The organism is Bradyrhizobium sp. AUGA SZCCT0222, from assembly GCF_018130205.1.
Lineage (GTDB): Bacteria > Pseudomonadota > Alphaproteobacteria > Rhizobiales > Xanthobacteraceae > Bradyrhizobium.
The window spans coordinates 310,406-326,734 of record NZ_JAFCLX010000001.1 but is presented as its reverse complement, the minus strand read 5'-3'; the positions used below and the strand labels follow the sequence as shown (position 1 = coordinate 326,734).

At 59.3% G+C, this 16,329-nt stretch carries 14 protein-coding genes; all 14 read left to right on the top strand.

Annotated features, from left to right (window positions below):
• Positions 1-39 precede the first annotated feature (39 nt).
• Positions 40-4,566 (top strand): beta strand repeat-containing protein, encoded by a 4,527-nt coding sequence (locus tag JQ629_RS01435; RefSeq protein ID WP_212410619.1) that lies wholly within the window; start codon positions 40-42, stop codon positions 4,564-4,566.
• A gap of 127 nt (positions 4,567-4,693) precedes the next feature.
• Positions 4,694-5,161, top strand: a complete 468-nt coding sequence (locus JQ629_RS01430; RefSeq protein ID WP_212410618.1) for a hypothetical protein — start codon at positions 4,694-4,696, stop codon at positions 5,159-5,161.
• Positions 5,162-5,755: 594 nt separating this feature from the next.
• On the top strand, positions 5,756-5,965 hold the full coding sequence (locus JQ629_RS01425; protein ID WP_212410616.1) for a hypothetical protein: 210 nt from the start codon (positions 5,756-5,758) through the stop codon (positions 5,963-5,965).
• An 86-nt stretch (positions 5,966-6,051) separates the two neighbouring features.
• Positions 6,052-6,558 carry an A24 family peptidase gene (locus JQ629_RS01420; RefSeq protein ID WP_212410614.1) on the top strand — a complete coding sequence of 169 codons (507 nt, stop codon included), beginning with the start codon at positions 6,052-6,054 and terminating at the stop codon, positions 6,556-6,558.
• A 1-nt stretch (position 6,559) separates the two neighbouring features.
• On the top strand, positions 6,560-7,513 hold the full coding sequence (cpaB, locus tag JQ629_RS01415) for a Flp pilus assembly protein CpaB (RefSeq protein ID WP_212410612.1): 954 nt from the start codon (positions 6,560-6,562) through the stop codon (positions 7,511-7,513).
• Entirely contained in the window at positions 7,513-8,709 is a 1,197-nt protein-coding gene (locus JQ629_RS01410) for a CpaE/TadZ family protein (protein ID WP_212410610.1), read from the top strand. Before cpaB ends, JQ629_RS01410 begins: the two co-directional genes overlap by 1 nt.
• Positions 8,706-10,109 (top strand): TadA family conjugal transfer-associated ATPase, encoded by a 1,404-nt coding sequence (locus tag JQ629_RS01405; RefSeq protein WP_212410609.1) that lies wholly within the window; start codon positions 8,706-8,708, stop codon positions 10,107-10,109. Before JQ629_RS01410 ends, JQ629_RS01405 begins: the two co-directional genes overlap by 4 nt.
• Positions 10,106-11,038, top strand: coding sequence for a type II secretion system F family protein (locus JQ629_RS01400; RefSeq protein WP_212410608.1), 933 nt, complete (start codon positions 10,106-10,108; stop codon positions 11,036-11,038). Before JQ629_RS01405 ends, JQ629_RS01400 begins: the two co-directional genes overlap by 4 nt.
• Positions 11,035-11,943, top strand: a complete 909-nt coding sequence (locus JQ629_RS01395; RefSeq protein ID WP_212410607.1) for a type II secretion system F family protein — start codon at positions 11,035-11,037, stop codon at positions 11,941-11,943. The genes JQ629_RS01400 and JQ629_RS01395 overlap by 4 nt, the downstream gene beginning before the upstream one ends.
• A 3-nt stretch (positions 11,944-11,946) precedes the next feature.
• A complete protein-coding gene (locus JQ629_RS01390; protein ID WP_212410606.1) occupies positions 11,947-12,594 on the top strand; it encodes a methyltransferase family protein in 648 nt (215 codons plus the stop codon).
• Between the two features lie 144 nt (positions 12,595-12,738).
• Positions 12,739-13,185 carry a hypothetical protein gene (locus tag JQ629_RS01385; RefSeq protein ID WP_212410605.1) on the top strand — a complete coding sequence of 149 codons (447 nt, stop codon included), beginning with the start codon at positions 12,739-12,741 and terminating at the stop codon, positions 13,183-13,185.
• Between the two features lie 9 nt (positions 13,186-13,194).
• Positions 13,195-14,490 carry a pilus assembly protein TadG-related protein gene (locus JQ629_RS01380; protein WP_212410604.1) on the top strand — a complete coding sequence of 432 codons (1,296 nt, stop codon included), beginning with the start codon at positions 13,195-13,197 and terminating at the stop codon, positions 14,488-14,490.
• A complete protein-coding gene (locus JQ629_RS01375) occupies positions 14,487-14,915 on the top strand; it encodes a TadE/TadG family type IV pilus assembly protein (RefSeq protein WP_212410603.1) in 429 nt (142 codons plus the stop codon). Before JQ629_RS01380 ends, JQ629_RS01375 begins: the two co-directional genes overlap by 4 nt.
• Before the next feature lie 78 nt (positions 14,916-14,993).
• Positions 14,994-16,058: a phosphatase PAP2 family protein gene (locus JQ629_RS01370; RefSeq protein ID WP_212410601.1), complete on the top strand. Its 1,065-nt coding sequence runs from the start codon at positions 14,994-14,996 to the stop codon at positions 16,056-16,058.
• The last annotated feature ends 271 nt before the right edge of the window (positions 16,059-16,329 follow it).

Sequence of the window (16,329 nt, the reverse complement as noted above, 5' to 3'; positions counted from 1 at the left end):
GATGCGCCGGTGCTGAGCGACACGACCAATCCAGGGGCAGTGGCCGAGCTGGCCAGCGCTTCGGCGCAGAATCTGGCTGCGATCAACGGCACCTTCTCGGTCGCCGATCTCGACGTGGGTGACACGCTGACTGCTTCGCTGGTTGGCAGCCCGACGGTGCTGCTCAATGGCGGCGCATTCTCGCTACCGGCTGGCGCTGCGGCGCTGACTGCTGGCGGTGCCTTCACGCTCACCGGCACAACCTCGACCGGCAGTGCAGTCAACATCGGCTACAGCTACGATCCGGCGGCAGCCAACCTCGACTTCCTGCGCGTAGGCCAGAGCCTGACCATCACCTATGTGGTGCAGGTTAATGACGGCACGACGAACTCGGGCACCCAAGACGTGACCTTCACCATCACCGGCACCAATGATGCGCCGGTGCTGAGCGACACGACCAATCCAGGGGCAGTGGCCGAGCTGGCCAGCGCTTCGGCGCAGAATCTGGCTGCGATCAACGGCACCTTCTCGGTCGCCGATCTCGACGTGGGTGACACGCTGACTGCTTCGCTGGTTGGCAGCCCGACGGTGCTGCTCAATGGCGGCGCATTCTCGCTACCGGCTGGCGCTGCGGCGCTGACTGCTGGCGGTGCCTTCACGCTCACCGGCACAACCTCGACCGGCAGTGCAGTCAACATCGGCTACAGCTACGATCCGGCGGCAGCCAACCTCGACTTCCTGCAAGCAGGTCAACAGCTGACTATCACCTACCAGGTCAGGGTCAATGATGGCACGACGGACTCCGCCATTCAGGACGTCACGTTCACCATCACCGGCACCAACGACGCGCCGGTGCTCAATGCGGCGGCAACGCCGGCCGGGACTGCGGTCGCAGAGGATGCGGGTGCTCCGGTGGGTGCCGTTGGCACGCTGGTTTCGCAACTCGTCGATCTAAATCCCCTGGCTGGTGGTCTCGACAATGTCACCGACGTCGACGACACAGTCACCGGCATTGCGGTGATCGCAGCTGACACAGCCAATGGCACGTGGTTCTACTCCATCAACGGTGGCACGAACTGGAACGCGCTCGGCGCAGTTACCGATGACTCGGCTCGGCTTCTCGCTGCGGATGCCAATACACGGCTCTACTTCCAGCCGAATGTCGACTACGACGGCGCAGCCAACATTACGTTCCGGGCCTGGGACCAGGACACCGGGACCAATGGCGCCCTTGCTGACCCGACGCCCGCCGGTGGCTCGACGGCATTCTCAATCGCGACCGATACGGCGATCTTCGATGTCACGCCGGTACACGAAGGCACCGGCGAGACAATTCTCGCCAACAACGACACCATCGAAATTCCTGAGTGGCTGCTGCTGCTGAACGACACAGCCAATGGCGCTGTGGACGTAAGGAATGGACCAGTCGCGGGCTCTTCAGGTGCGACCTCTGTCACTCACACCGATGGCGGGCAGGGCACCGGCTTCATCACCTTCAACGATGATGCGACAGCCGACGGTTCGTTCAGCTACCAAACGATCGATGGTGTGGGCAACGCGAGCAGCCCCGCGGTTACGGCAACGATCGATCGCCCGAATGCGACGGAAAACCCTGCCATCACCGGCACAGGCGGCAACGATGTGATCTTTGGCTATACCGGCACAGACGCGCTGAATGGCGGCGCTGGGAATGACACCTATGCCTTCCGCGGCTCGGGTGATGGCAGCGACACGATTACTGAAACGTCCGGGACGGATGCGATCTTAATCGGCACCAATAACGCAACGTTCACGACCCTGAACTTTTCCGATACAAGCAATGGTACCGGGAATGGAAATCTGGTCATCGCCTATGGGGCAACAGATACGATTACCGTTTCTGGTCACTTTGATTCAGCAGCCGGCAACGCCTTGGAAACGCTCACCTTCGTCGGTGGAGCGACCTTCGCGGGCTATAGCCTGGGCTCGTCTCCCTACACGCTCAGCGTGGATGACGACAACGCTCCCAGTGCTGCCGCCGGCGTGAACACCATCATTGCGGACGACAGCGGCTCCAACCCGGTTAGCGGCAACAGCGGAAACGATCTTCTGTTTGGCAATGACGGCAGCGACACCATCAACGGTGCAGGCGGAAACGATCTCATCGTCGGCGGCGATGACAATGATCAATTGCGCGGCGGTGCGGGTGACGACACTTACGTCTTCGACCTGGCTGATGACGGCGATACGCTCAATGAAAATGGCGACGCGGGCTCAACGGGGGCAGGCACCGACACCATCGCGTTCAATGCCGCCGGGGCAACTTTGACGACCCTAAGCTTCAGCGACACGAGCACCAGCAGCAATGCGGGCAATCTCAGCATTGCGGTGGCCAGCACGACCGTCACGGTGACGAGCCAGTTCAACAATGCAGCTACCAACCAAGTCGAATTCCTAACCTTCTCTGGCGGCGCGACGTTCGGCGGTTATGCGCTCAGCTCCTCGCCCTACACGCTCCTCCTGACAGATGCGGACTCCGCGTCTGCTCAATCGGTCGCCGGCGTCAATACGATCCTAGTCTCCGACGCTAACGGATCAACGCACACCGGCAATACCGGGAACGACCTGCTGTTTGGTGGTGCAGGCGCCGACACCCTCGACGGCGGCGGTGGCAACGACTTGCTCGTCGGCGCGGGCGGTGTGGACACGCTAACCGGAGGCACGGGCAACGACACATTCGTGCTTAACGGTACCAGCGACATTATCACGGATTTCGTCACTGCCGACGACACGTTGCATCTAACCGGATTCAGTTATGCAGGAAGCGGCAATGGCTTCAATACAATCGTAACTGTTACAACTGCGGGTCTGGGAGGAAGTGGAACGGATATATCACCCTCCGGACAGGCGGCAGATCTTGTCATTTTCGACCTAACCAATGCGGACGCGGCAGACACGACTGGCGAAATCAATTCGCTCCTAAGCAACCAGAATGGCGACTTCGACGGGGGTGTGTTTGTCTTGGCTTACTCAGACGTAGCCGGAAGCAATCGTGTTGCTTTGTATCACGACTCCGACGCGGATGGCGCTGGGACAACAACGCTCATCGCAACGTTCAGCAACTATACGAGCGTGACAGCCGTCGGCTCGCCGAATGTTGTCGCGGACTATGTCGTAGCACCGGCTGGTGTCGCCGGTTCGCCGATAAACCTAGCTCTCACGCATCCCGCTGGAGTCGATGGCGAGGTGACAGTTACGATCTGTGGCGCCCCTGCCGGCTGGACGGTGAGCAATGGCACCGACAACGGAAATGGCACCTGGACGGTCCGGACCAGTGACGCGTCGACGCTCACCATTACCACGCCCGCGGAGTTCGCAGGCGCCATGGCACTCAGCGTCGCAATGACCTGGACCAACGCCGATGGTACGGACGGCTTCTCGGTGCTCACCGACAACGTCGAAGCCTTTGCCCCCGGCAATCCGATCTTCGCCATCTCCAGCGACGACAACCTGACCGGCTCCAGCGGCCGCGACCTGTTCGTGTTCTCCCAGCCGATCGGCCATGACGTGATCTATAGCTTCGACGCTGCCTCTGATCAGATCGATCTGATTGGCTATGCCGACTTCACTGGCTTCGGCGACATCCAGGTGCATACGGCAAACGACGCGGCCGGCAACGCGGTGATCACGCTCGCTGACGGTCAAACGATCACGCTGAATGGGATCGATGCCGCTTCGCTCACCGCTGATGACTTCGTCTTCGATCAGACACCGGTCACGGAGAACACCGGCCACATGGTGATCAGCGATGGCGCAATTCTGCCGCTGAGCGGCGTCATCGATAACACCGGCACGATCGAATTGAACTCGACCGGGAGTGACACCGACCTGCAGCTGATCCAGCATGGCATCACGCTCGAGGGGCACGGGCAGGTCATACTGTCCGACAGCAGCCAGAACGTGATCACCGGAACGGTCTCGGACGTCACGCTGACGAACGTGGACAACACGATTTCCGGCGCAGGCCACCTTGGTGACGGAATGATGATCCTGGTCAACCAAGGCACGATCATCGCCACCGGCACCAATTCGCTCGAAATCGATACCGGTGCGAACACTGTTTTCAATTCCGGAACACTCGAAGCGATCGGCAGCGGCGGGCTGGTCATCGACAGCAACCTTGATAATTCCGGATTGCTATGGGCGAATGGAGCAGACATCACGCTCAATGGCAGCGTAACTGGCGACGGCACTGCATTGATCGATGGTGTTGCCACGATCGAGTTCGAAGAAGCCTCATCTGTTAACGTAACGTTTGCTGCCGAGGCGACCGGGACGCTCAAGCTTGGCGACTCCTTTGATTTCAGCGGAGTTGTTTCGGGATTTAACGAGGATGACTACTTCGATCTGCTCGATGTCACGTTTGGAGAAGGCACCAGCGTAAGTTACGTTGAGAATTCGGAGGAGACCGGCGGAACCCTGACGGTGAGCGACGGCGTTCACACCGCCAACATCTCGTTGTTCGGCGACTACTCGGCGGACGGCTTCGTGTTCGCGGCAGACGCCACGACGGGTACACTTCTGTCATACCGTGATGATCTGATCTAGCTAACCGACAGAATGCTTTGGATACAGTGCGGAGCTGATGGGGCGATGCCCGACGATGGTCCTGGAACGTGAGAAAGCGTATGACCAGGGCAGAGGCAGGGGCAGGCTTGGCCCGGAGCATTCATAAATGGCGATCAGGATCGGCGAGGTAAAGTCGTCCAGGCTCTCGGATGACAAGAAGGAAGTCATCGTCGGTGGAAGCGGGAAGTATATTGGCGACGTGGAGCTGAAAATCGCGCGCGAGTGCTTGGACGATTTTATCGATGCCCTCGTCAGCGCGCGGGGCACGATTGGGTCAGTAGCAGTTCCCAGTGCGGACTCCGCCGTGGTTCCCAAGCGGAATGCTCGATCGGGGAGCAACCCGAATGAAGTCAGATTTGAAATCCCGAAGACCTTCGCCGTGACGGCGGACACCGAGGGCAGGGGCCTGGTCCTGCTTATTCTCAATCACCGGCTGGAAAACCAGGAAGGATATGCGCTGTCCCCGGATGCCGCACGACAAGTAGCTGCGGGGCTGACCAAGAGCGCGGACGCATTGCTCGCATCCCCGGCGGCGGCGAACTCAACAAGTGAGTCCAATACGGATGTGCGTTGAATACCGATCGTAAATCCACACGCGCGCTAGAAGTGCCATCAGGCAAAGCGTCGGGTCGTCGCGCACAGTGCAAAACAAATCTTCCGGAGCTGCGCGGTATTTTCGATTCTGGCCGGTGCGATTTCGAGAGTAGAGCGCGGCGGACATGCGCGGGATCCTTGCACGGAAGTGCTCCCTGTCAAGGCGCGCACTCCAAAGCAATATGGCGCGCGGAAAGCAGAAAGACGTGTCCAGAATCTTTTCGCACTCTCGATCATGCGACGGATTCGGTTTCAGATAGCTCCTGCGTATCGAGTGGACGAACGATCACGATGCATTTGACCGACCACGTTACTTCGACAATGTAACGTGGTTGTGCTGCACTGATCTTGCACCGTTCGGACGTCGTACCATCTCGATATGGAATCCCCGTATTAACACGGTATAGCGCAGTGCCGCTGGCACTTTCGAGGTACCTCCGGAAATCCGAGCCGCACTATTCAGCGGCAACGACACCTCTCAGGCCAGATATTATAAACGCAATGTGTTGGCACACCGACTTTGTCTGCCAATGGCAACTGTGACAATTCACCTTTAAAAGAAGGGATTTATCCTATGTTGAAGTATTACACCAAGACAACCGAAACGTTCAAGCGTCTGCGCGCGGACCAAGACGGCGTGGTGTCGTTCGAGTACATCATCGTCGCGGTTTGCATCATCGGCGCAGTGGCTGCTGCATTCGGCACGGGAGCCACCAGTTCTATCGCGACGACACTGACTGGTGGGCTCGCGGCGATTACCGCCGCTTTCACTGCGGCCATCTGACCCCAGAGGGGGGCTCGTTGTTGCCCCCCACTTTTTTCAAGTCATGCATTTTGAATGTGCCCCCACACGTTTCAGGCGTGCGTCTCATGAACTGGATTGCTTCCACAGCCTCGTTCCTGGAGATCCTGTTGTTGCTCTATGTCGCAACGATCGATATCGCGACACGCTTGATCCGAAATGAGATTTGTCTGGCACTGGCGTTCCTCGGGATTGTCGGTCAACTTGCCGGCCCGGCGCAGATTGCTGAATCGCTGATCGCCGCGTCGATCCTGTTGCTGCTGCTGTTGGTTGTCTACGAGCGGAGATTGATTGGCGGCGGCGATGTCAAGCTGCTGGTCGCATTGGCGATTGGTCTGCCGCTGACTGGCGTGGTTCAGTTGCTGACCGTGACCGCACTGGCCGGCGGCGTTCTTGCCCTGGTGCATCTGTTGATGCGCCTTCTGCCATATCCCAGGCTGGCGCCCGCCGGATCGTCGTTCGTGCGCCGTGTCTACGCGGTAGAGCGCTGGCGTCATTTGCGACACGCGCCGTTACCTTTCGGGGTTGCCATAGCGTGCGGTGGAATTAGCGCCGTTTTGAGCAAAGGACTCTGACATGTCATCTACTTTGCGACTCTCGATCATCTCGGTGCTGTTGCTCGCAACCACCGCCCTCGGGCTCATTGCCTACAACATGAACCTGCCGAAACAGGTCCCGGTAGAGGTCGTCGCGGAGAAGGCGCCGCCGCCGCCTGCCACAGTCGGATATTTTGTTGCAGCACGTCCGCTACCGCGAGGTACTTTGGCCCGCGACGAAGATTTCACGGTACGCTCGGTGCCGCCGGATCGTGTTCCGGCAGGGGCGATCCTTGAAGCGCCCGACTCCAAGACCGGACTTCCCGGTTCTCTGGTTCGCAAGTTCGTCGACGCTGGCAGTCCCGTGACGTTGCAAGACATCCTGCGCCCGCGAGATCGGGGTTTTCTCGCCAGCGTCCTTGCACCGGACAGCCGTGCGATCAGTATCAAAGTTGACGAGGAGTCTGGTGTCTCGGGCCTGATCAGGCCGGGTGATCATGTGGATGTCGTGCTAACTCAAGTGTTCGAGAAGGCAGATCCCGCGCGTCGCGCGCTGAGCGAAGCCATTCTACGCAATGTTCGGATCATTGCGATTGACCAGGAGATTGCGCAAGGCGGGCGAGCCCTTAGCGCGATGGCGGGCAAGCAGGCGCAAACGGTATCGTTGGAGCTTACGTCAGCGCAGGTCAAGAAGGTCACCGTCGCAAAACAGCTCGGAACGCTCTCCCTGGCCGTACGGGCGGCCGTCGATCAGTGGGATACAGCGGATACCGGACCCACGTCCAGCTGCGACGTGTCGCCGGAAATTGCCCGCCAAAATGCGATTGCCGGCCAGAGCGCAGCGGTGATGATTCATTCCGGCGGTCAGGTCAAGCAATACTCGGTCAGGAAACAAAACTCGGACGGCAGCGACAGCTGCGATGGATCGCCGGAAGCGGCCCGCCAGACCGCAGCGGCTATGGCGCACGCTGACAAGTTGCTGGAGAAACGTTGATGAGCATGGTTGCAGTCACTCCGCCTGAAGAATCCACATCTGTTGTCACACGTGACCGTATCGTCTGTTTCGTAAATGACGAGCTTAGCGCCGCGGCTCTGCGCAAAGGCCTTGATGGCAGCAACCTGTCGATCAGGCGTGGCACGATCCGTCATGCCATACGGATGCTCGAAGCTGACACCAATCTTTCCGCGTTGGTTGCGGACATCAGTGAAGTCGAGGATCCGTTTACCGAACTGGAAAGGTTGGCCGGCGTCTGCCCACCCGATGTCCGGGTGGCTCTGATTGGTGAGAGCAGGGAGATCACCTTTTACCGCGAGCTCATGGATCTCGGCTTGACGGAGTATCTTCCGAGGCCGCTCACGCGGGATATGGTGCTGGACCAGCTGCGTCCGAAACTGCTCGGTGACGTGGCGCCGGGTCAAATCGACCGTGGCGGGCATGTGATCTCGATCTGCGGTGCACAGGGCGGCGCCGGAGCAACGAGCATCGCGATCAATCTCGCACTGCAACTGGCCGAGACCACCAAGGCAAAGGTCGCGCTGCTCGACCTTCATCTGCAAGGCGGTGAAACAGCAGTGATGCTGGGTGTTCAGCCTGGCCCGGGGCTGCGGATCGCTCTGGAAAACCCAATGCGGGCGGATACGCTATTCCTCGAACGCGCGGCAATTGATGTCAACGAGCGGGTTTGCCTGATTTCCGGCGATGAGGACCTCGATGCGCAGTTGAACATCACCGAGGCGGGAGTGAGACACGTGCTGGGTCTGCTCCGTCAACGGTTCAACTACATCGTTGTCGATGTACCGGTACCGTTTCCGCCATCCATCCATCCGGTGATCACCCTGTCGCGTCACGTGCTGGTGCTGCTGGAAGCGGAGGTGACCGGACTTCGCAATGCCCATGCACTCCGCACCGCCGTCACCAACATCGCCGGGAAGGATCGGGTCTTTACCTTGCTCAACCGTGCCAATCGGCCCGGGGGCCTTCCCAGGGCCACGATAGTCAAGGCCTTGGGCGCGGAACCCGACATGGTGATCCCCGATCTCGGCAAGGGGATGACCCAAGCGGTCAATCTCGGAATTCCAGCGCTAAAGCACGTATCAGGACTGCGGCGCCACCTCGCCCCCATCGTACGGGAGATTACCGGTGTCGGCGCCGAGCGGAAGGGACGGTTGAGGAGGCTGCTCGGGCTATGAAAACGTTTGGTAGGCGCGAAGACGACACATCAGCTCGTTTGCCTGCATTGACGCCGAGCTTGCCTGCGTCGTCGCCAAGCTCGCCTGCGTCGTTATCAAGCTTGCCTGCAGCGGCGCCAAAACGCGACGAACCTTCGATTCAGCGACCGGTGATGCCAGCTTCGCTGCGCGAACGCGTCATTGAGCAGATTGAGCCATCGGTGGCCGCAACTGTTTCGCGCGATGTTCTTCGAAGACAGATTGAGGAAATCATCCATGTAATTGCCAATCAGGAACGGCTCGAACTGTCTGGTCGCGAACAGCTTCAGCTAGCGGACGAGTTAGCGGATGACATGACCGGCTACGGCCCGCTCCGTCCACTCCTGCTGGATGAATCAATCAACGACATCATGGTCAACGGACCGAGCAACATTTATGTCGAACGAAGCGGCAAGCTGGAACGGATAGCGGTACGATTCCGCGACAACGATCACATCGCCTCGGTGGCGCAGAAGATTGCCGCTCAGGTTGGACGGCGCGTTGACGAATCCAGTCCGATGGTGGATTGCCGCTTGCCGGACGGCAGTCGGGTCAACATCATCTTCCCGCCGCTGGCGATTCACAGCCCCTGCATTTCGATCCGAAAGTTTCCAAGCCGCCGGCTGGATATGGCCGGGATGATCGAAAACGGCACATTGAACGCAGCCATGGCACAATTGCTGGAGATTGCCAGCCGGTCTCGCCTCAATGTTCTGGTCTCCGGCGGTACCGGTTCCGGCAAGACGACGCTGTTGAACGCCATGAGTCAGTTCATTGATCACAGCGAGCGCGTTGTCACCATCGAGGATGCGGCAGAGTTGCAGCTCCGGCAGCCGCACGTGATCAGCCTGGAGACCCGGCCCCCCAGCCTCGAAGGCACGGGGCAGGTGACGCAACGCGATCTGGTCTGGAATGCGCTGCGAATGCGTCCTGACCGGATCGTCGTAGGCGAGGTGCGCGGCGCTGAAGCGTTTGACATGCTGCAGGCGATGAACACCGGCCATGATGGCTCGATCTCCACGGTGCATGCCAACAGCTCTCGCGACGCAATGACCCGCATCGAAAACATGGTGCAGATGGGGCAGCCAAATCTGCCGCTGCGGGCGATCCGATCCCAGATCGTCGCCGCGCTGGATATCATCGTGCAGATAGAACGCATGCGGGACGGACAGCGTCGCATTGTCCAGATCAGCGAGGTGATCGGCCTGGAAGGCGATGTGATCACCACCAATGACATCGCGGCGTTCGACTACGAGCAGGAGGATGCACAAGGGCGGATATCCGGCACCTACAGGTCCACCCACGCCATTCCTAAATTCAAGAGCCGTCTTGCCTATTATGGGCTCGATCGAGCCTGGGCTGAGGCCATGAGGCAAATATGATACCGACGTTTGTGATCGTCACCGTTTTGGCGCTCCTGATGTGCGCAGCCGCCAACACGTTGTGGCTCGACGGTCGGGAACGGCGCATGGATCGCCAGCTAACGATAGCTTTGCCGCCCTCACGTTCGGCGAGCCTGCCTTCCATTCGGCGGGTAGAGGCCGGGTCCCGATGGCAGTTTCTCCATCGGTCAGCCAATTACAATGCAGCGATAGCCTACAATTGGCACCCTGGGTATGTGCTGCTTGCCGGCGTCATCGCGGCAGCGGCGATCTTTTATGCAAACATCCAGCTGCAATTTCCTACCCTCTACGTGTCTCTCGCGGCTGCAATTGTGGCCCTGATGGTGGTGCGAGGTCTGTTTGGATGGCAGCAACGTCGCCTCGCCAATCAACTGTTTCGACAACTGCCCGACGTGGTCCGGCTGGTGACGAGTACTGTTCGATCCGGGCTGCCGGTGAACGAGGCATTTCGCACCATCGCGCGCGAGATGCCGCAACCGACAGCCGGGCAGTTCGGCATCGTATGCAGCGAAGTGAGTCTGGGGAGGCCTCCGGAGGAGGCTATCGAAGCTCTCTATCAGCGATCCCAAGTGGCTGAGTACGGGATTTTTGCGGTGACACTTGCAGTCCAGCTGAAGTCAGGTGGCAGTCTGACTGAAACCTTGCAGACACTGGGCGACACAGTAACTCAGCGTGTTGCGCTGGCTGCTCGCGCAAAGGCTCTGGCGGGAGAGGTGATCTTTTCCTCACGAGCGCTTGCATGCTCGCCCGTCATTGCAGGCGGGCTGCTGTACCTGATCAATCCGCAAACAGTTGATCTGCTTTTCCATGACCGGACCGGGAACTTGCTTCTGGCTTACGCGGCAACCTCCGTGATTATCGGAAGCCTGGTGATACGCTGGATGGTCAGAAGGGAAACAGAACTATGACACTTGGTCTCAGTTTAGTGGCCCTTGCCATAGCAGCTGCGGCTGCGACCCTGGTGTTGATGATCCACGAACTACACGTCCGCACATTGGACACGCGGGTGTCACAAGCTGTGATGGGCATTCCCAGCCGGTCAACACGCTCCCGCGACATGATGGGTTGGTTTTCATCGATCGGCGCGCGGTATCGGCGCTTCTACGCTGCGGAAAATCTGGATCAGCTGCGCGCGATCCTCCAGTCATCAGGGTTCAATCATCACCGGACGCTGCCGATCTGGCTCGGTGTCAAAACTGTCAGCATGTTCCTGTTCCCGATGATGGCCTTTCTTCTTGCGCAGCTTTCGGGGAAGTCGCTGACGGATGCGCTGATCTACACGCTTTTTGGCGTGGCGATCGGAATTATGGGGCCGCGGTTAATTCTGTCGGTGATGAAGCGGCGTTTCGATGCGGCCATTCGGCGAGGCACGCCTGACACGATCGATCTGCTGGTTGTGTGCAGCGAAGCCGGCATGGGCCTGGAGAGCGCGCTGGAACGCGTGGCGGAGGAGATGAACCGGACCAATCCTGCGATGGCCGGTGTCCTGTACGGTCTTCTGGATGATCTCCGGATACTGCCCAATCGCAGCGAAGCATTCGAGAAGCTTGGAGCGACTTCGGAAGGACTTCGCCGGTTCGGCACCATGGTCGGCCAGAGCATGCAGTACGGAACGCCGTTGGGCCAGGTCTTGCGCGGTATCGCCGTCGACCTCCGGCGAGAACGAATTACCAAGCTGGAGGAAAGAGCCCACAAGCTGGGCGCCAAGCTGACCATTCCGATGGTGTTGTTCATGCTTCCGGCGATGTTCATCATTCTGGGTGGAAGTCCGTTTCTGCACCTCGCGCGCGCGCTCTCCAACATCGGTAAATAAGCCATGAGCACGGTTACCCTGTCGAAAAGCTGGTCTTACGATTGGACGATGCGACTGTTTGGCAGCCTGTGGTTCATGTTTCTCGCACTTTGCGTCGCCATCAGAATTGGGACATTGCCCGCCGAGCCCTGGCCATCGCTTCTGTCGAGTTTATGCCTTGGCAGCTTCTACCTGCTGGTGGCGCTCTTGATCCTGAGCCGGTCACCGCCAAAGGCGCAAGCAGATGGCCTGCCGCCCAGAATAGCTGCATTCGTCGGCGCCTATTTGCCATGGACGATCGGCTTCCTCGGCAAGACCGACCAGACGTTGCCGAACCTGGCGTCCACCGCCTGCATACTGATCGGCATGATCATGATGCTTGTCACCATCCGGCATCTCGGCAGGTCGTTCAGTATCGTGCCGCAGGCGCATTCAGTGGTGCAAACCGGTCCTTATCGATGGGTCAGGCATCCGCTCTATCTCGCGGAAGAAATCGTGATCCTGGGTGTCGTGCTGCAATACCTGTCGGTGGCAACGGTGATCGTGCTGTTCCTGCATATCGGCGTCCAGGTATGCCGCATCCTTTACGAAGAAGATCTGCTTCGGCGCAGCTTCCCGGAGTATTCCAGTTACGCGGCATCACGCTGGAGAGTGATCCCGTATGTTTGGTGAGTGACGATGCATGGCCGGATTGCCATGGACATGACCGTTGCCATGATCTGCGTGGTCTGAGGCTGGTACGAAGGTTCCAGTTGCGATGGCTCCGGTATCCAGGGGTTTCGACGACCGGAAGTGTGCAAGTGTCGAGGTAGGCTTATGAGCCGCAAGGAATCTTTCATCGCGGATCGACGCGGCGCCGTCGCGTTCGAGATGCCCATTGTCTATATTTTCTTGGTCGGGATGCTGCTCATGCCGCTTGCCGACGTCGGTGTCGCCGGCATCCGGTACATCTCCGCGTGGCAGGCGTTGCGCGCCTTCGGTCAGTCCATCCAGTACTCCCCGCCACCCGACTTCACGAACATGGGAGGCTGGACGTCAAGCGCAATCGCCAAGGCCGACTCCAATTTTCCGATCTCCAATTTTCAGGTCATTTGCGGTGTCGACACCGCTTCGTGCTCCACAGCCAGCCCGCCATCGCCAAAGTACTATTCGTACTCGACGAGCATCACCTTGGCACCCATCGTGTTGAGGCCATTTTTGTGCACGAGCGGCGCGGGCAACCCTTGTACGTTCACACTGCGTTACTCACAGCGGTTTCAATAGGAGTGCTCCATGCGTAACATGCTCCGTTGTCGTCGAGGTGCAGCTGCATTCGCAACCGTCATCGCCATGGTGCCGCTGATAGGAGTGGTTGCACTCGGGGGCGAGGCGGGATCGTGGTACGTCACCAAGCAACACGCGCAGAATGCCGCCGATGCGGCCGCCTATTCAGGCGCCTTGCAGCAAGCGTGCCTATCGGCGCCGGGCTGCGTCATTACAAATACAGTGGACTATCGTGCCAAGCAATTTGCGGCACAGAACGCGTTCTGCAACGCGGGCGACACCAATTATCCCGGTGGCCGCTGTGTTACCAGCCCGACCGGGATCTCGCATACCGTCCAGATCGCTTCGCTCACCTCATGGAACGGGGTCGCCGGACAGTTCGTTCAGGCCACCGTCGTTCAGCAACAGCCGGCTTACCTGGCAAGAGTGCTTGGTTTGACCACCGTCAACATCGGCGCGACAGCCGTCGCCGCCGTGCAAGATCATCCTGCGAAGCCGCCATGCGCCCTGGCATTGACGGGCTCAATCAGTTTCCAGGGCAGCCCGAACATCATTGCGCCCAATTGCGGCATGGCCTCGAACAGTACGGCCAACAACGCACTGAACTTCACCGGCGGCGGGATGACCATGAATCTCGGCTCGCTGTCAACCGCTGGCGGCTGTACGGGTCAGGCACAATTCTGTAGTCCTGCGCATACGCACATGCCGGCGGTCGTCAATCCCTTCGCCGTGCTTGATGCGGTTACGATACCGACGCTCCCGAATTGCTCCGGTAGCAATCTGGTCGCCTACACTGCAGCGACGCCGTGCAAGAACAACGCTTACACCCTGTCGGGCAACACCGACGTTACTTTGGCTGGTGGCGTCTACTTCATTTCCGGAAAGCTGGAGCTCAAGGGTAACGCATCTCTCCTGGGAACAGGACTATTCATTCTGTTGCCCGGTGCAAGTTTCAGCATGAAAGGCTCTGGCACCATCATCATGAAGGGCAACACGTCGGTCGCACCCACGCAGCTTCCGTCCGTTCTTCAGCCCTATGCCAGCCTGTTCGCCAACATGAGCATCTATGATCGGGATACCAGCCCGGTGAGGTTTGGTGGAACCAGCCAGATCACCTTCAATGGGACCATGTACTTGCCAAACGTGGACGTGACGTTTCAGGGCAATCCGACGATCAATGGCTGTGGCGAGTTGATCGCCAAATCGATCGCGTTCAACGGCAATGCCACCTTCGACAGCACGGGGTGCGCTGCGAGCGGGGCAGTCACGCTACCCAGGAACCAGTATGTAAGAATGGTGCAATGATGAGAAAGCTCGATCAGCGCGGTATCGCGGCGCTGGAGTTTTGCCTCATCGCCATACCGCTCTTCACATTGATGTTTGTGATCTTCGATCTGGGACGCTATGCGCTCACTGCGCAGTCATTGCGGGCGCTCGCGAATGCCGGCGCGCGGGAAATCATGGTCGGTACCACGGGCAATGCCTGCTACACGGATGCCGCAATTACAAAAACAGCTCCCACATGCAGCGGTGACCCGCTGTCTACTGCGCAAAAGCAAGCTGCTGCACCGTTCCTGTTTAGGGGCGGTCTCACACCGACCCTGAACATACCGGCGACGGGAAGCTCCCCAATAACTGTTACGGCCTCTCAACCAGGTTTCACCATGCTGATGCCGATCTGGGGCACAAAACTCAATGCGCCGAGCGCGTCCACTCTAATTCCGTTCTAGCTCATTCCCGGGCATCAAGCCGATGAACATTCGACGAGCCTTGGCGATGGCGATGGCGATGATACCGGAAGTGAAACCATGACAAATGCCACCATGACGTCACCGTCGACGCGGGCCGTGACGCCAGCCCAGTATGTGGGCCCGGTCGCGATCTTCCAGTGGCCCCTGGCCTGGGCAATGATTGCCCTTTTGCTTGCAGTCGATTTTGTGTGGGCCTGGCAGGTTGGGCTGGCAATCAGTGGCAGCGAAATCAGGGTCGGCCTGATTGGAGCCCTGCTTGCGCTATCGGCGGCATGCCATCGCCGCTATCGTGCTCGAGCGAACATGCTGGAAGCAGTTGCCTGGATGTTCACTTTCGCTGCTACGGCTTCCGTGCTGACCTACCTCGCTGCCAGTTGCGCAAACCCGCTTCAAGACGCGATGATGGAGCGGTGGGACCTGGCGATTGGCTTCGACTGGTCAGCCTGGCACGCTGCGTTGCTCAACCAACCGAACCTGAACCGCCTGCTGTTGGTGGTCTACAACACCCTCTTTGCGCAGTTCCTGCTTGCGGTCATCTACTTTTCCAAAAGGGACGAATCCGCACGCCTCGAAGAGCTGATGCTTTTGATGTGCGCGACCGTGGTCCCGACGGCGCTGGTCTCGGCGATGTGGCCAACGCTGGGCCCGTTCGCCGTGCATGGCGTTGGCGACGTTACCTACTTGCGAGATCTGCTGGCGCTACGTGCAGGCGGGCCGTGGCAGTTTGAATCGTTGGCGATGCAAGGCATCGTAGCAATGCCATCGTTTCATACCGTTCTGGCCGTGCTGTTCACGTATGCCTTTCGCGGTACCGGCCCGCTTGGATACGGCATCGCAACGCTAAACGCGGCGATGCTGCTTTCGATCCCGCCGATCGGCGGGCATTATCTGGTCGACCTGCTTGCCGGCGTGGCGCTGGCGGTTGGGGCGATCGCCATCCAGCGAGCGACAACAAGGCGTGGCGTGAGCCGAATTCTGCTCGGCCTTGCGCGCGAGACGTTGTTCGGCAAGGCCGTCGATTTGGCCCGCGGTTCCGTTTTCCGGCCTGCGCGAGTTTCGGCGCAAGCCGTAGCCGTAAAATCCCGGCGTCTGCATGATGCGCGAGATGGCGGTGGGACCTAGCGGGCTATATGCAGTTCAACGGGAACTATATGCAACTCAACGTGAATATGGGCGGACGGCAAGCGATCGCGTGCTGGCCGTGGCTGTTCTCTGCATCGCACAAAAGGTGGTGCCCGCTCGCAACATTGGGAAATATTCGCTGGAGTTGCAGCAACCTGGTGAGGGTCTCTCCTTGCAAGCGAGGAGCATGAAGGATGATGATCTCAGAGTCGCATTCGCGGCCAGCGGGAGACTGGGAAGTGTTCTCACTGAGGCCAAAGCGCGCCGGGAA

Bases quoted from the DNA above. Each gene is read 5' to 3' on its own strand.
- JQ629_RS01420 (WP_212410614.1), top strand. From the start codon at position 6,052: ATGAACTGGATTGCTTCCACAGCCTCGTTCCTGGAGATCCTGTTGTTG.
- JQ629_RS01430 (WP_212410618.1), top strand. From the start codon at position 4,694: ATGGCGATCAGGATCGGCGAGGTAAAGTCGTCCAGGCTCTCGGATGAC.
- JQ629_RS01375 (WP_212410603.1), top strand. From the start codon at position 14,487: ATGATGAGAAAGCTCGATCAGCGCGGTATCGCGGCGCTGGAGTTTTGC.
- JQ629_RS01380 (WP_212410604.1), top strand. From the start codon at position 13,195: ATGCGTAACATGCTCCGTTGTCGTCGAGGTGCAGCTGCATTCGCAACC.
- JQ629_RS01395 (WP_212410607.1), top strand. From the start codon at position 11,035: ATGACACTTGGTCTCAGTTTAGTGGCCCTTGCCATAGCAGCTGCGGCT.
- JQ629_RS01425 (WP_212410616.1), top strand. From the start codon at position 5,756: ATGTTGAAGTATTACACCAAGACAACCGAAACGTTCAAGCGTCTGCGC.
- JQ629_RS01390 (WP_212410606.1), top strand. From the start codon at position 11,947: ATGAGCACGGTTACCCTGTCGAAAAGCTGGTCTTACGATTGGACGATG.
- JQ629_RS01410 (WP_212410610.1), top strand. From the start codon at position 7,513: ATGAGCATGGTTGCAGTCACTCCGCCTGAAGAATCCACATCTGTTGTC.
- cpaB (WP_212410612.1), top strand. From the start codon at position 6,560: ATGTCATCTACTTTGCGACTCTCGATCATCTCGGTGCTGTTGCTCGCA.
- JQ629_RS01385 (WP_212410605.1), top strand. From the start codon at position 12,739: ATGAGCCGCAAGGAATCTTTCATCGCGGATCGACGCGGCGCCGTCGCG.
- JQ629_RS01370 (WP_212410601.1), top strand. From the start codon at position 14,994: ATGACAAATGCCACCATGACGTCACCGTCGACGCGGGCCGTGACGCCA.
- JQ629_RS01400 (WP_212410608.1), top strand. From the start codon at position 10,106: ATGATACCGACGTTTGTGATCGTCACCGTTTTGGCGCTCCTGATGTGC.
- JQ629_RS01405 (WP_212410609.1), top strand. From the start codon at position 8,706: ATGAAAACGTTTGGTAGGCGCGAAGACGACACATCAGCTCGTTTGCCT.